General features: G+C 57.1%; 15 protein-coding genes. 7 read left to right on the forward strand and 8 right to left on the reverse strand.

The features are described from left to right. Positions 1–22 precede the first annotated feature (22 nt). From ACWPM9_RS09545 to ACWPM9_RS09560, 4 genes are all read right to left on the reverse strand, one after another. A complete protein-coding gene (locus tag ACWPM9_RS09545) occupies positions 23–1447 on the reverse strand; it encodes an SPOR domain-containing protein (RefSeq protein ID WP_484757520.1) in 1425 nt (474 codons plus the stop codon). 193 nt (positions 1448–1640) lie between these two features. Next, positions 1641–2402: a hypothetical protein gene (locus tag ACWPM9_RS09550; RefSeq protein ID WP_484757521.1), complete on the reverse strand. Its 762-nt coding sequence runs from the start codon at positions 2400–2402 to the stop codon at positions 1641–1643. Positions 2403–2655: 253 nt separating this feature from the next. Beyond that, positions 2656–3267: a transglutaminase-like cysteine peptidase gene (locus ACWPM9_RS09555; protein ID WP_484757522.1), complete on the reverse strand. Its 612-nt coding sequence runs from the start codon at positions 3265–3267 to the stop codon at positions 2656–2658. Positions 3268–3727: 460 nt separating this feature from the next. After that, positions 3728–4339: a PilZ domain-containing protein gene (locus ACWPM9_RS09560; protein WP_484757636.1), complete on the reverse strand. Its 612-nt coding sequence runs from the start codon at positions 4337–4339 to the stop codon at positions 3728–3730. A 305-nt stretch (positions 4340–4644) separates the two neighbouring features. Here ACWPM9_RS09560 and ACWPM9_RS09565 point away from each other — a divergent pair, with 305 nt between their 5' ends. Together ACWPM9_RS09565 and ACWPM9_RS09570 are read left to right on the forward strand one after the other, a co-directional pair. Beyond that, a complete protein-coding gene (locus ACWPM9_RS09565; RefSeq protein ID WP_484757523.1) occupies positions 4645–5394 on the forward strand; it encodes a rhomboid family intramembrane serine protease in 750 nt (249 codons plus the stop codon). A 132-nt stretch (positions 5395–5526) separates the two neighbouring features. Further along, the gene (locus ACWPM9_RS09570; RefSeq protein WP_428186875.1) at positions 5527–5961 is read left to right on the forward strand and encodes a CBS domain-containing protein; all 435 of its coding nucleotides are present in this window, start codon (positions 5527–5529) and stop codon (positions 5959–5961) included. 45 nt (positions 5962–6006) lie between these two features. Here the strand turns inward: ACWPM9_RS09570 and ACWPM9_RS09575 are convergent, their stop codons facing one another. The 3 genes from ACWPM9_RS09575 to folE all read right to left on the reverse strand — a co-directional run bounded on the left by ACWPM9_RS09575 (position 6007) and on the right by folE (position 8167). After that, complete coding sequence (locus ACWPM9_RS09575) at positions 6007–6969, reverse strand: patatin-like phospholipase family protein (protein WP_428186874.1); 963 nt, start codon at positions 6967–6969, stop codon at positions 6007–6009. A 123-nt stretch (positions 6970–7092) separates the two neighbouring features. Next, positions 7093–7539 carry a phosphoribosyl-AMP cyclohydrolase gene (gene hisI / locus ACWPM9_RS09580; RefSeq protein WP_484757524.1) on the reverse strand — a complete coding sequence of 149 codons (447 nt, stop codon included), beginning with the start codon at positions 7537–7539 and terminating at the stop codon, positions 7093–7095. A gap of 22 nt (positions 7540–7561) precedes the next feature. After that, positions 7562–8167 (reverse strand): GTP cyclohydrolase I FolE, encoded by a 606-nt coding sequence (folE, locus tag ACWPM9_RS09585; RefSeq protein WP_484757525.1) that lies wholly within the window; start codon positions 8165–8167, stop codon positions 7562–7564. A gap of 259 nt (positions 8168–8426) precedes the next feature. Between folE and ACWPM9_RS09590 the strand changes: the two genes are divergently transcribed. From ACWPM9_RS09590 to ACWPM9_RS09610, 5 genes are all read left to right on the forward strand, one after another. Then, the gene (locus ACWPM9_RS09590; protein ID WP_484757526.1) at positions 8427–8870 is read left to right on the forward strand and encodes an iron-sulfur cluster assembly scaffold protein; all 444 of its coding nucleotides are present in this window, start codon (positions 8427–8429) and stop codon (positions 8868–8870) included. A 31-nt stretch (positions 8871–8901) separates the two neighbouring features. Then, on the forward strand, positions 8902–9270 hold the full coding sequence (yidD, locus tag ACWPM9_RS09595; protein ID WP_484757527.1) for a membrane protein insertion efficiency factor YidD: 369 nt from the start codon (positions 8902–8904) through the stop codon (positions 9268–9270). Between the two features lie 8 nt (positions 9271–9278). Next, positions 9279–9635: a nuclear transport factor 2 family protein gene (locus ACWPM9_RS09600; protein ID WP_484757528.1), complete on the forward strand. Its 357-nt coding sequence runs from the start codon at positions 9279–9281 to the stop codon at positions 9633–9635. Between the two features lie 177 nt (positions 9636–9812). Then, complete coding sequence (thrS, locus tag ACWPM9_RS09605) at positions 9813–11858, forward strand: threonine--tRNA ligase (protein ID WP_428186868.1); 2046 nt, start codon at positions 9813–9815, stop codon at positions 11856–11858. A 155-nt stretch (positions 11859–12013) separates the two neighbouring features. After that, complete coding sequence (locus tag ACWPM9_RS09610; RefSeq protein WP_484757529.1) at positions 12014–12880, forward strand: lysophospholipid acyltransferase family protein; 867 nt, start codon at positions 12014–12016, stop codon at positions 12878–12880. Here ACWPM9_RS09610 and ACWPM9_RS09615 read toward each other — a convergent pair. Further along, positions 12877–13830, reverse strand: a complete 954-nt coding sequence (locus ACWPM9_RS09615; RefSeq protein ID WP_428186866.1) for a hypothetical protein — start codon at positions 13828–13830, stop codon at positions 12877–12879. The genes ACWPM9_RS09610 and ACWPM9_RS09615 overlap by 4 nt on opposite strands. Positions 13831–13875 lie beyond the last annotated feature (45 nt).

Here is a 13875-nt window from a genome sequence, read left to right on the forward strand (position 1 = left end):
AAATCGAGGTCGTCTGCCGGGCTTACTGCATTGCAGCCCAGCAGCCGAATCCCACTTTCTTCAAAGTCCTGCAGGCATTGACTGCTGTCTTCTGGTTGTCGAAACCGCCAAACCGGGCGCGGTAAATCTGTTTGGACCCGGTATCGTATGCGACGGTGAATGGGGTGGCGGAACGCAATACCTTTCCGCCTTTACCCTGCGCATTGCGCAGGAGTTCGTTTGCCTGATCCTTGTTTGGCGACGTGCCGACCTGAATGACCCAGCCCGAAAGCTGTTTCTCGGTCGAGCCGGTCACGGTGTCGTCCACGGCTACGCGCGCAGCACTACTCTCTTCGGCAACCGCAGGTGTCGATGCTGTGACTTCGCTGGCCGCCTGGGGTGCATCGGGCATGAAGGCAGGTGCGGGGGCGGGCACAGGAACAGAGGCCACGAGTGGCATGGGGGCGTGGGCCGAAGCGACACGATTGAGCGCCTGCTGAGCGGGGCTTGCGGCACCGGCTGCGGCAAAGGCAGTCTCGGTGACGGCATCTTCAACCGCCTCTGATGCGATATCATAGCGTGTCACGGGAAGAGGCCCTGTCTTCGGCAGGTCGAGAGCGCTCAGGGCGATGGCACCGCCGGCAGACGGCATGGCCAGACGGTTCTTGGCAATGTGGAAAGTGGTCGCCCCGGAACGCGAGGCGCGCGGCATGTATTTCGCGACGAGGTCACGCATGGTGGCGTCGCGACGTGCGCCGGTGGTGCCGCCCAGAACAACGGCGACAATGGAGCGACCGTCAGCCTGAGCGGATGTCGCCAGATTGAAGCCGGAAGCGCGGGTATAACCGGTCTTGATGCCATCCACACCGCGCACAGCGCCCAGCAACCTATTGTGATTGCCGATGGTTTGCTTGCCGAAATGGAAGCTGCGGGTGGAGAAATAGCCGTAATATTGCGGGAAATGCTGACGAAGCGCGATGCCGAGAAGGGCCTGATCGTAGGCGGTCGTCATTTGCGCCGTATTCGGCAAGCCATTGGCGTTGCGATAGGTGGTGTTTTTCATGCCAAGGCTGCGCGCCTTTGCCGTCATCAATTGGGCAAAGCGCTTTTCCGAACCGCCGACATATTCACCCAGTGCTGTCGCCATATCATTGGCTGAACGGGTGACCAGAGACTTGATGGCTTGTTCGACCGTGATCGAACCGCCGGCGCGCACACCCAGTTTGGACGGGGGCTCCTTGGCCGCATTGGCCGATACCGGAACGGCGCTGTCGAGGCTGATACGACCGCTCTCCAAGGCCTCGAAGGTGAGGTAAAGGGTCATCATCTTGGTCAGCGATGCGGGATAGCGCAAACTTCTGGCGTCACTCTCATAGAGGATCTTGCCTGTCCGGGCATCGACAACCACGCCGGCATATTTCGCAGCCAATGCGGGGGCAGCACTCAACATCATCAGACCTGCCAGCATGGCGGCGATAAGATTCAGCGGGGTCAGGGATGTTCGTTTGTTTTTCTTGGCGACAACAACTCGGTGCACAGCAAACTCGCTTAATCACTTCATTTCAATCGGGTGCCCCCCAGCGACCCTTGAAGCAGACGATAGCGAAACAGCCTTACCAACTCGTTTATGATGAACGAATAGTTTGCGATGCAGAGCGGATTTAATTCAAACGCGATGCTTTGGCCGTGCCATTTTGCAGGCGCGCTTCAAAATAGGATCGTATTGCGTTGTCCAGTTTGTGCCATTCAGGCAGTCGCGCACTTGAAAAGCGGTAGAGCACCGTCAGGTCGCGTCCGACGTGGATGTCGCGCTGGCAATCGCCGCTGCTTGGTCCGGTATTTGCTGCAGGTGGCAGGCAACGGACGGCATAGTCATCTGCTCCAGCAGATGAGGCGGTGTACATGATTTCACGGCCATAGCCGGTTTCAGCACGCAGGCGATGCAGTGTCAGGCCGTAATTGGCAGGTTCAGGCTGGCCTTCGAAAAGGTGTGCGTAGATCGGCTCAAGGCGTCCGGACATGTCGCGCGACATGGTGCTTTGCGAGACTTGAACGAAGATCAGTTTGTCCGATTGGCTCACATCGTTGAAACTGCGGCTGTTGGCGGCGCTGTAACCTGACATATCGGGCCAAAGGAAATAGAGATCTGCGCGATCTGTCTTGCCGTTTCGTCGCTGCTCCTCGAAGCGAAGCGTGTTCGCGGCGAGCGTCAGGTGGTCCTGTCCTATCGTGACTGTAAATTGTTGTGTGCTTGCACTGTGTCCCGCGCGGGAAAGGCGCTCGCCCAGTTCGCGACCGGCAATATTGATGACCACCGACAACAGCGCCAGAATGCCAACCGCAATGGCAACTTTCAGAAGGAAAGCATTGGAGAGCAATGGCAGCTCGTTGGAAGAATCAGTCTGAGCGGCGCTCTTATCCATCGTGTACGCGTTCCTGATGGCGCAGCGGCACAAAAGAATGGGCCGGCGCAGGCAAAGCAAATGTGCGGTCTGCGGCAGGGTCGCGTATCGTGGTTAATAAGTCGTTAAGGAACGACGGGCGGTGCATTGCGGCTTTGTCAATAAAAAGAGCCGGTTCCGATTGTGCGGAACCGGCTCCAGGCACCGGCCGGGGACGGGTATGCGGGGGACAGACCGGGCCTAAGTCGTGTTGGCTTTTCGCTTCGGCGTCAGCTCAGTTCGACGACACGGATGCGACAGCAGGGGCGCGACCGTCGTGGAGCTTTACCCAGCGACCCGAATGGTCGGAGGACTGGCGCTTGAGATAGGTGTATTCCGTCTCAGACCATAGCAGCACCTTGTTGCGCATATTGTCGAGAATGAAATCACCGCGGTCGGTGCGGACGGTCAAGACGGCATGTCCTTCGCGATTCGGTTGCAATACCACCGTGATCAGGACGTCGGATGGAGAAAAGCCGGCATCGATCAGCATCTTGCGCTTAAGCAGGACATAGTCTTCGCAGTCGCCGACGGTGCGCGGGTATGCCCACCGTTCTTCGACGCCGTAAATCTCCATGTCCGTCATGGGCTGGATCTTCGTGTTGACCGTATAATTCACGTCGAGCAGCGTTTTCCACTTGCTCTCGGTGAGGGTCATCGGGGCGCTACCGCCCGTATTGGCCTGGCATTCATTCGCATAAGTCTTGCAGAATTCGTAGTGGCCGATTGGCGGATTGGCTCTGCCGACAATCTGCATATTTGGCGAGAATGCCATGGTCTGGATTGCAGTTGCGGCGAGTGCCGCTGCGGTCAGGAGGTTGATCCTCAGGATTTTCTTTTTTGTCATTTGTTGTGTCCCCGTTGTGAGGAGACACTGACATGAAGATTTTGATCCATCGCAAAGTTGCGAAGTACAATTAAGTTCTTATCGTATTAAAACAAGTATTGATTTGTATTAAAACAAGAATAGAATTTATTTTATATTCGACGCAATTTTTCGCTAAATTTGTTGAAAATTTGAGTTATCTCGGCTCGCCAAATCACCGATCCCGAGGTTTAATATATTGTATTTAAATGCTTATTTTGGCTTGTGACGTGAGGGCGCGGCCGGTTTTCCAACTGCGGATTGTCGCCCGATTGTACTTTTGCGTTGCTCTAAGACAGCGCGCGCACAGTGTTGTCGAGCGATGTGTGCCATTTCGAAACGACAATCGAGCTCGACAATGCGAAAATTATTTCTGCATAATTTTGAAAAAAAGTTTTAGCAGGCGTGTCTGGCGGCGTTTGTTGGACGCCGAATTGGCTGATTACAGGAATTCAGCCAGAGATTCACGTGTCTGGAGCACGGTGAATTCGATCGCGACACCTTCGAGGAAGTGACGCACAACGCGCCCGCTCATGCTGCCGAGCGTGATCTTCGTGCCGATCGGTGGACGAATGTCGATGTCGATGGCCGCACCTGACAGGGAAAGGTCCATCAGGCGGCAAGGGTAGCGACGGCCGTCTTCGATCAACAGTTCAATCAGAGTACTGCGCGGGGTCAGGCGATCATGGCGGCGATCTTCGGGCAAAGACAATTCGTGCTTGTTGGCAATCCAGGTCAACTGCGCCGCGAGCTTCTCGCGTTTACGCTCCGTTGCAACGATGGACATGACGAAGCCGCCTTCGCTGAGCTTGATCACGTTGCCTTCGACGCGACCGAGATGCTCGATATAGGCAATGACGCGTTCGCCGGCTCGCGGAACGCCGGCGCAGGCGAATCGCACGTCGCCGGGCGACATGTCGATCACCGCGCAGACATACTCATCGTAGTTGGAAAGCATTAGTCGGCCCTGCAGACTTACACTCACGCGCTGATACGCCCTCTGTTCGATGGGCGCATTCGGTCGTGCTGCTTGTTGGGTCTGGAAAGAATACATTCTGTCTATGCTCAATAGCCGATACGGAATACTTACGCGGAAGCGGTTAACAGAAGGTTCTGCGTAGGTCGCCTTGGAAGTCCATATCGCCGCAATTAAGGTTAATAATTGGTTTCGCTTGATGGCGCTCTCTGAAGGTGGCAAACCTTTTTCAGCGACACGGCCTACTGTTTGTGTCGGCACTCAATTTTCCGGGCCGGGTATTCCCGCGGGGGCCCGACTAGGCCGTCCGGTTCGCCGGGCGGCTTTTTTTTAGCCATTTGCTCCTGTATGGCTGTGCCCTGAAATCGGGAGACTGCTCCATAATGAACGATACACCTCATCCGTCACAACAGCCTGACGCCCGCGGTCCAAACACCTTCGGTACCGGCGGGGAACGTCCGCCGCGCGAGCCGGTGTTCAATCTGCCGACTGGCATTCTTGTGGCCCTGGGCTTGCTGGTGGTCATTTACGCTGTTCAATCGCTTCTGATGTCGCCGACTTTGGAAGAGAGCTTTGTCGTCAACTTCGGCTTTTCGCCGGCGCGTTATGTCTATCCGTTGTCGGAGCAGGGGTTGGAATGGCTCTGGAGCCCCGTTACCTATTCTCTTCTGCATGGCAGCATCGAGCATATCGTCTTCAACGGTCTATGGCTTGCAGCTTTTGGAACACCCGTCTACCGCCGCATTGGTGCGACGCGATTCGTTGTGTTCTGGATATTGTCTTCGATCGCGAGTGCGGCGCTGCATGCTGCGCTCAACTGGGGTGAACCCTCATTGATGATCGGCGCATCGGGCGTGGTGTCGGCGCTGATGGGGTCGGCCTGCCGTTTCGCCTTCGGCGGTCCTGAGCGGCACGCCAGGTTGTTTCCAGGCGGCAAGGTGCCGCGGCTTTCCATTGGTCAGGCGTTGCAGGAGCGAACCGTGCTGGTCTTCACCGCCGCCTGGCTTTTCGGCAACCTGGCCATTGCTTTCGGTTTGCCATTGTTTGGCGACATGTCGGCCCAGATAGCCTGGGATGCGCATATTGGCGGTTTCCTGTTCGGTTTCCTGTTCTTTGGTGCATTCGACCGATAATCCCTGTCTCATTCTGGTGTATTGCATTATCTCCTAATTAAAGGCAGGCTCCCTACCGGAACGCATCGTCTCGTGGAGGCGTAATTCGGCGAGGCTTCCGGGAAGCATGAGTGCTTTAAGAAGGAGGAGCATATGTCGGTAACGGTCAAAACCATACTCGATGAAAAAGGGCGCAATGTCGTCACCATCGGCCCTAATGTCACGCTTGCAGAAGCGGCTCGCGTTCTTGAGCAACACAAGATCGGCGCCACCGTCGTGGTCGGCATGGAAGAGCGGATCGTCGGCATCTTCACAGAGCGTGATTTTGTCACCGCGATCGGTAGAAGCGGTCCGGAAGGTCTCAGCCAGCCTGTGGCAACTGTGATGACAGCCAATGTCTATCGCTGCGGCGAAGAGGCAACCGTTGACGAGTTGATGGAAGTGATGAGTGCAAGACGCTTCCGCCACGTGCCGGTTGAAACCGGTGGCAAGCTCGTCGGCATCATTTCGATTGGTGACGTGGTGAAAAACCGCATTCGTGAAATCGAACTCGAGGCTGAACAGATCAAGGCCTATATCGCCGGTTGATGGTCTGGCAGTCGGAAGAGGCCTGTTCGTCCGGAGGTGGTCATCTTACCGGGCAACAGCTTCCTGCATGCGCCGGATCTCGCTGATGCGCGACATGGCTTCCTCATAGCCGCGGTCGATTGATTCGCCTGCGCGGTGAAATTCCGACAGGCCGATTTCGCTGACGCGCGGATGAAGGGCCAGATCGGGTGGGTCGCCGGCCAGACGTGCCCGGGAGATGCGGTCCTGAATGATATTGAAGGCCTGCACCATCACGGCTGTCACGCCCATGCGATTCTTGCCCTTGCGGAAGTCCGCATCCACGCCCAGTTCCTGGGCCTTGTGCTTGACCACGGCGGAGCGGCCGAACAGGTCGTAATGAAGGTTGACGGCCATCACCAGCGGCTGTTCGTAGGCACGGCAGACGGAAACCGGGACGGGATTGACCAGTGCGCCATCCACCAGTGTCCGGTTGTTGCACTTGATGGGTTCGAAAATGCCGGGCAGGGCATAAGATGCGCGGATTGCGGTAATCAGATTGCCGCCGTCGATCCAGACTTCATGGCCGCTGTTGAGTTCGGATGCGACTGCGACAAAAGGCAGTGGCAAATCTTCAATATTGAGGCCCTGCAGATATTCCTGCATCCGTTTGGTCAGGCGCATGCCGCCCAGAAGGCCGCCGCCGCCGATGGTCAGATCCAGAAGAGCGGCAATGCGGCGCATGGTGAGGGAGCGGGCGAAGGATTCCAGCTCATCGAGGCGTCCGGCCAAGTAGCAACCACCGACCAGTGCGCCGATTGACGTGCCGGCTATCATGCTCACCTCTATGCCCGCTTCGTCGAGCGCACGCAGGACACCGATATGGGCCCAGCCGCGCGCCGCGCCGCCGCCGAGGGCAAGGGCAATTTTGGCTTTGGGCGCAGCAGGCTTTTCCAGGGTCATGATACCGCCGCCATCGGTGTTGGCAGGCCCTCCGGGACTGTCTGATGGCGCCGCAGCGGGCTGACGTGTCAAACTCCAGTTCAGCATAACCATTCATTCCTCGCCGCCGAACATTCCAATGTGCCATTAAGCGCATTGTGTCGTTACCAAAGATTTAAGTCGGGTGTGCGGCTGAGTATGGAACGGGCAACAGCATAAAAATTGAACGGATCAGCCGTAAACGTCGTCTGGATTAAAGTGTTTGTGGTCGTCGACCATTTCAAGGCGCGCCTGGCCATCTTCAGCCTTACCGACACGGTAAAAGCAGGAACGACGACCAGTATGGCAAGTCGCGCCATGGCCAGCAACCTCTACTTTCAGCCAGACGGCATCCTGATCGCAGTCAGTACGCAGTTCCCGCACTGTCTGAAAGTTGCCTGAGCTTTCGCCTTTTTTCCAGATTTTCGCGCGCGAGCGGCTGTAATAATGAGCGATACCGGTTTCGAGCGTGAGCGCCAGCGCTTCCGCATTCATATGGGCGACCATCAGCAACTCGCCGTCGGCGATATCTGTCACCACGGCAGTAACAAGGCCCGCATCATCGAATTTGGGCGTGAAAGGCGCACCTTCCTCGAGCATTGTCTTGTCTTTTGCGGGCGGGTCGAATGCGACGGTCATGCTGGTGTCCTTCACCGCGGTGTTACTGAATGCGAAGCATGGTCATGAAGCGCACCTGTTCGGCGGCATTGTTCTTGAACTCGCCGGTAAAGGTCGTGGTCATTGTTGTCGATCCTGACTTGCGAACACCGCGCATGGCCATGCACATATGTTCGGCCTCGATCATCACGGCCACACCACGTGGCTTCAGGCTGCTGTCGATGGCACCGGCGATCTGGGCGGTAATCGATTCCTGTGTCTGAAGACGGCGGGCGAAGACGTCGACCACGCGGGCGATCTTGGACAGACCCAGCACACGGTCGCGCGGCAGGTAGGCCACATGCGCCCGCCCGGTGATCGGCACCATGTGGTGTTCGCAATGGGAGTGGAAGGGAATGTCCTTGACCAGCACGATATCGTCATAGCCCGAAACTTCGCCGAAGGTGGTGCCAAGGACCTGATCGACATCGGCATGATAGCCGGAGAACATTTCCTCATAGGCTTTGACGACGCGTTTGGGGGTGTCGAGAAGCCCTTCACGTTCGGGATTGTCACCGGCCCAGCGCAGCAGAACGCGTACTGCTTCTTCTGCTTCCTGGCGGGTGGGCTTTGCGACCTCCGGCATCAACTTCTTCACAATTGCGTCCATCGCTTTCAAACTCCCGGTCCGCAACTGGTTGCGAACCCCGTTATACTGCCGTTCTATCGGCGCTAAATGCGGAACTCGCGCGCAATTTGCAAGCTTCCGCGTTGAATTGAACGGTGCCGGTATTGGGAAACCTTGTTTTCCGTGGACCGGGTAACAACATTCCATATAGGACAGTGGGGGAGAGAATAAAGGTGCAGTGGCGCTGTGCTTTGCCGCAAATATCGGCGAGCGTGACCGCATAGCTGAACGAGATGGCATCATGGACGATATCTACAATAGCAAGATTCTCGAATTCGCCGGGAACATCGAGCGAAGCGGAACGCTTGTCGATGCCGACGCCACGTCGGAAAAACACTCGAAATTGTGCGGTTCACGGGTGCGTGTCTATCTGAAGATGGATGGCGACCGGGTGGCTGATTTTGCCCATGAGGTGAAGGCTTGCGCGCTCGGTCAGGCCTCGTCCTCGATCATGGCGCGTCATGTGGTCGGGGCAAGCGCCGATGAATTGCGGCAGGCACGTAGCGATATGCTGGCGATGCTGAAAGACGGTGGTGCGGGTCCTTCCGGCCGGTTTGAAGACATGCGCTACATGATGCCGGTCAAGGACTACAAGGCGCGCCATCCGTCCACCATGCTGACCTTCGACGCTGTTGTCGATTGTCTCGACCAGATCGCGCAAAAAACGACGGCTGCGGCAGAGTGAACAGGCGGACTTTTGCCCCGGAGTGTCGGTGATGTGCGCTGATCATCGGCACGGCGGTGCCGGACCCGGAAAAACCCGCAATTATGACGGCCCTTTTCGCAAGACGCCGGATCGCTTGCTGGGCATGGGGCTTATCCGCCTATACCAGCTGACGCTCTCCAGCTTTATCGGCAATTCCTGCCGGCATCTGCCGACCTGTTCCGAATATGGCTATGAGGCCATCGCCCGTTACGGTCTGTGGAATGGCGGCTGGCTCACACTCTTTCGGGTCGGGCGTTGCGGTCCCGGCGGGACTCACGGTATCGATCGGGTACCGGACGTTCTGGATAAGCACTGGCACTGGTGGACACCCTGGCGTTTTCTTCAGGCCGGGCGGAAGAGAAAACCCCTCGATTCCTAGAGGTAGAGATGACATTCGATCCAGCAGCGCGCCTGCAATTCTTTCACGATGCAATCAATGCCCTCGACTTCGACACCATCGAAGCCTGTTTTGCCAGAGACGCCGTCTACCTCTCCGGCGGCACGGGAGACAAGACGGGGCGCGATGCGATCATGGCTTCGTTTCGCACCTATTTCGACGTCTATGGGGATCAGGTTGCATCCAATGACAAGGTCGAGACTTTGGGGCCGCATCGGGCGCGTTCGTTCTGGCGCTTGAGGGCAAGCCATGGCGAGACAGGCGAGCCGTTGGTGCGACAGGGAATCGAGACGATCACATTCAATGACGCAGGACTGATTACCGAGGTTCTGGTCGAGGACAGGTGAGACAGGCGGGAGTCTCGCGCTGGCAGAGATCTGTAATTCCCTGTCGGCCGGTGGACACCTTTACTCAACAGCATTTAGCGACTATCACGCGCCCGTTAATGGCCGGTCATACCAACTTTATCACGACCGGTTTTCACCACCCGCATTCGTTGGCGGGACTGGATCAAGGAGCAGACCATGGCAGATGCCGTTTCCCTAAAATTTCCTGATGGTTCCATTCGTTCATACGAGGCCGGCACGACCGGTCTTGCTGTGGCCGAATCGATTTCGAAGTCGCTGTCCAAGAAGGCCGTCGCGATTGCGCTTGATGGCACTCTGCGCGACCTTTCCGATCCGGTCACCGATGGCACTATCGAAATCGTCACCCGCACGGATCCGCGGGCGCTCGAACTTATTCGCCATGATGCCGCGCATGTGATGGCAGAGGCCGTACAGGAGCTTTGGCCCGGCACACAGGTGACAATCGGTCCCGTGATCGAAAACGGCTTCTATTATGACTTCAAACGTGTCCATCCCGACACGCGTGAGGACTGGCCGTTCACGCCGGAAGATCTGCCCCGTATCGAAAAGAAGATGAAGGAGATCATTCAGCGGAATGCCGCCTTCACCAAGGAAATCTGGACGCGTGAAAAGGCAAAGGATGTTTTTGCCGACAAGGGCGAGGCCTACAAGGTAGAGCTCGTCGACATGATTCCGGAAGGCCAGGATCTCAAGATCTATCATCAGGGCGACTGGTTCGATCTTTGCCGTGGTCCGCATATGGCCTCGACTGGCCAGATCGGCACCGCGTTCAAGCTGATGAAGGTTGCCGGCGCCTATTGGCGCGGTGATTCGACCAAGCCGATGCTGACGCGCATCTACGGTACTGCCTGGGCGACGCAGGAAGAACTCGACAACTATCTGCACATTCTTGAGGAAGCCGAAAAGCGCGATCACCGCAAGCTTGGACGCGAGATGGATCTGTTCCATTTCCAGGAAGAGGGTCCAGGCGTGGTGTTCTGGCATGGCAAGGGATGGCGCATGTTCCAGGCCCTGACGGCCTATATGCGTCGCCGGCTGGCTGGAACCTATGAGGAAGTCAACGCGCCGCAGATCCTCGACAAGACGCTTTGGGAGACCTCTGGGCACTGGGGCTGGTACCAGGAAAACATGTTCGCGGTGAAATCGGCCCATGCCTTTACGCATCCGGATGACGAAGAGGCCGACCAGCGCATCTTTGCCTTGAAACCGATGAATTGCCCGGGCCACGTGCAGATCTTCAAGCACGGTTTGAAATCCTATCGCGATCTGCCCGTGCGTCTGGCCGAATTCGGCAATGTGCATCGCTATGAGCCATCAGGCGCATTGCATGGTTTGATGCGCGTACGCGGCTTCACGCAGGACGATGCGCATGTGTTCTGCACGGAAGATCAGCTTGCGGCGGAATGCCTTCGCATCAATGACCTGATCCTGTCTGTCTATGAGGATTTCGGCTTCAAGGAAATCGTGGTCAAGCTTTCGACCCGTCCGGAAAAGCGGGTGGGCTCGGATGCAAACTGGGATCACGCCGAATCGATCATGATGAACGTCTTGAAGACCATCGAGGCGCAGTCAGGTGGCCGCATCAAGACCGGCATCTTGCCGGGCGAGGGTGCCTTCTATGGTCCGAAGTTCGAATACACGCTGCGGGACGCCATTGGCCGTGAATGGCAGTGTGGCACGACGCAGGTCGACTTCAACCTGCCGGAGCGCTTCGGTGCGTTCTATATCGACCAGAATTCGGAGAAGAAGCAGCCGGTGATGATCCACCGGGCAATCTGCGGCTCGATGGAGCGCTTCCTCGGCATTCTGATCGAGAACTTTGCCGGCCATATGCCGTTGTGGTTTGCGCCCACTCAGGTCGTGGTGGCAACAATTACCTCGGATGCCGATGAATATGGTCAGGGCGTTGCCGACGCATTGCGCGATGCCGGCCTTCAGGTCGAGACTGACTTCCGCAACGAGAAAATCAACTACAAGGTCCGCGAGCATTCGGTGACCAAGGTGCCGGTGATCATTGTGTGCGGCAAGCGCGAGGCGGAAGAGGAAACGGTCAACATCCGTCGTCTCGGCTCGCAAAACCAGACGTCGATGCCTCTCGTTGAAGCCATTGCGCTTCTTTCCGGCGAAGCCTCACCGCCGGATATCCAGCGCAAGCTTTTGGCCAAGGTGGCGGCACAAGAGGCCAGAGACGCGGCAAAGTAAGCCGGCTAAGCAATAACCGGAGACGGCGGGTAAAGGCCCGCCGTTTTTCGTTTGTGTCTTCACGCTGGCAGGTGCAATCGCGTCAATCGTCCGTTTGTCATCCGGCTGTCATGGCCCAAAGGCATAGCTCTTCGATCATCGGCAGGAGGTTTGCCTTGCGATTCGAAGAACTCAGTTACGCCAATGCGCGCGATCCCAAGATCAAGCGCTGGTTCATTCGCTCCATCGAAGGTTTGTCGGGTCGTGATCGCTATGCCCGTCTCTATGATATCTGGCGCAGAGATATCGTTGGAAAGTCAGACCGCGTGTTTGGCAAGATGCTCGACCTTATCGATGTGACGCTGGATGCCAAGGGGGCATGGCCGCCGACAGACCTGCCTGCGGGGCCTGTGGTGGTGGTTGCCAACCATCCCTTCGGTATCGGCGACGGCATCGCCATTCTCGCCATGGCAGAACAATTGGGCCGACCGTTTCGCGTTTTGATCAATGACGAGTTGCTGAAGGTTCCGGAGATGGAGCCCTATTCGCTGCCGGTGTCTTTTGAGGAAACCAAGGAAGCGCTGGCGATGAATATGCGCACGCGCCATGAAGCTGTGAGGCTTTTGAAAGAAGGCGTCACGGTGGTGGTGTTTCCGGCCGGTGGCGTTGCGACAGCCAAGAAGGGCTTTGGCCGCGCCGAGGATCTGCCCTGGAAAATGTTTCCTGCAAAGCTTGTCCAGGCCGCACAGGCAAGCGTCATCCCGATCTACTTCGAAGGTCAAAATGGTGCGCTTTTCCACCTGGCCAGTCGACTGTCCATGACGTTGCGGATCTCGCTTCTGATCCGCGAGTTTCGGCGCCTGTCGGGGTCGACGATTTCTGCGCGTGTTGGTCCGGTGCTATCGTGGGAAGATATCGCGCTCATGGGTGACCGCAAGCTGTTGCTGACCAAGCTCTATGACTCGGTCTTCTCCATGGCAGCGCCGGCGAAAGTGCGGCGCATTAAAATCATGGGGCGAGACAAGGTCAAAATTGCCGCCTAGTTTTCCAGCAGCAGTTCAACATCCGAATTGACACCGGCGACGACGGTGAAGTCCTTCTGGTAGATCTTGTCCTTGTTGCGGGCAATCGCGGTATATTCGCCTTCGGCGAGAACCATGGTCGGGAAGGCGCTCACGCTTTCGCTGACAATATCGCCCGAGTTGGCAAGCACCGACCAAGCCGTATCGGCAATGGCTTCTCCACCATGTTCGGAGACCAGCTTGAAGTTCACCTGGGCTGCGCGGTGCTGGATCGTTGCCTCGGTCAGTTTGCCGGCCTCCACCTTGATATCGGCGCGGATGGTGGCGTTGATGTTCCCGTATTCGGACACGATATGATAGGTATCGGCATTGAGGCGGATGATGGTGTCGGGCCTGACATCCGCAATGATCAGGCCTCGCTTTCCGTCCGATTGGGTTTCTTCCGAATAGATATCGAAGCGAAGCTGTTGAGCCGGGATGCGCGTATCCGAGCCGGAAATTGCGTTCAGCAAAAGGCCGCCTGCGTCCAGAACCATGACTTGTGGATCGAGCTTTCCTTCTTCCGGAATGCTCAGTTTCTTGGTTGTTCCAGCGCGACCGAAGGCGACATTGACGAAATAGTCGCCGGGCGTGAGCAAGAAGTCTGCCGATCCACCCTCGGCGCTTGCCAGAAGCGGAAGCTTACCATCTTCGCCGGGGATGGGACTGAAGACCCGCCAGCTCAACCCCTCGGTCATGGCCTCGCCATCCGTCGTCAAACGCGCTTCCATCACCACATTCCTGGCACTGGTATCGGGCGCACTGACATCGGGAAGGGCAGGTGAAAAGGCGTTCAGTTTCGGCATCTTGGCATTGTTGTCGAGCTGCTTGAACGCGTCGAATGCATTCTCCTGCGCACGGGCGGACGTCATGCTCGCACATGATATCGACAGGATCGCGAAAGACAGCACGAGGGCGCGAATGAATGACATTACTGGAATGCAACCGGTTGACTTCTTAACTACAGGCAGCAATTT

Source organism: Agrobacterium sp. H141 (assembly GCF_057158725.1).

Excerpts from the sequence above, each read along its gene's own strand:
- hisI (WP_484757524.1), bottom strand. The coding sequence starts at position 7,539 with ATGACCGTCGCATTCGACCCGCCCGCAAAAGACAAGACAATGCTCGAG.
- ACWPM9_RS09615 (WP_428186866.1), bottom strand. The coding sequence starts at position 13,830 with ATGTCATTCATTCGCGCCCTCGTGCTGTCTTTCGCGATCCTGTCGATA.
- ACWPM9_RS09560 (WP_484757636.1), bottom strand. The coding sequence starts at position 4,339 with ATGTATTCTTTCCAGACCCAACAAGCAGCACGACCGAATGCGCCCATC.
- ACWPM9_RS09570 (WP_428186875.1), top strand. The coding sequence starts at position 5,527 with ATGTCGGTAACGGTCAAAACCATACTCGATGAAAAAGGGCGCAATGTC.
- ACWPM9_RS09590 (WP_484757526.1), top strand. The coding sequence starts at position 8,427 with ATGGACGATATCTACAATAGCAAGATTCTCGAATTCGCCGGGAACATC.
- ACWPM9_RS09565 (WP_484757523.1), top strand. The coding sequence starts at position 4,645 with ATGAACGATACACCTCATCCGTCACAACAGCCTGACGCCCGCGGTCCA.
- ACWPM9_RS09555 (WP_484757522.1), bottom strand. The coding sequence starts at position 3,267 with ATGACAAAAAAGAAAATCCTGAGGATCAACCTCCTGACCGCAGCGGCA.
- ACWPM9_RS09575 (WP_428186874.1), bottom strand. The coding sequence starts at position 6,969 with ATGCTGAACTGGAGTTTGACACGTCAGCCCGCTGCGGCGCCATCAGAC.
- thrS (WP_428186868.1), top strand. The coding sequence starts at position 9,813 with ATGGCAGATGCCGTTTCCCTAAAATTTCCTGATGGTTCCATTCGTTCA.
- ACWPM9_RS09550 (WP_484757521.1), bottom strand. The coding sequence starts at position 2,402 with ATGGATAAGAGCGCCGCTCAGACTGATTCTTCCAACGAGCTGCCATTG.
- folE (WP_484757525.1), bottom strand. The coding sequence starts at position 8,167 with ATGGACGCAATTGTGAAGAAGTTGATGCCGGAGGTCGCAAAGCCCACC.
- ACWPM9_RS09545 (WP_484757520.1), bottom strand. The coding sequence starts at position 1,447 with ATGCTGGCAGGTCTGATGATGTTGAGTGCTGCCCCCGCATTGGCTGCG.
- yidD (WP_484757527.1), top strand. The coding sequence starts at position 8,902 with ATGTGCGCTGATCATCGGCACGGCGGTGCCGGACCCGGAAAAACCCGC.
- ACWPM9_RS09600 (WP_484757528.1), top strand. The coding sequence starts at position 9,279 with ATGACATTCGATCCAGCAGCGCGCCTGCAATTCTTTCACGATGCAATC.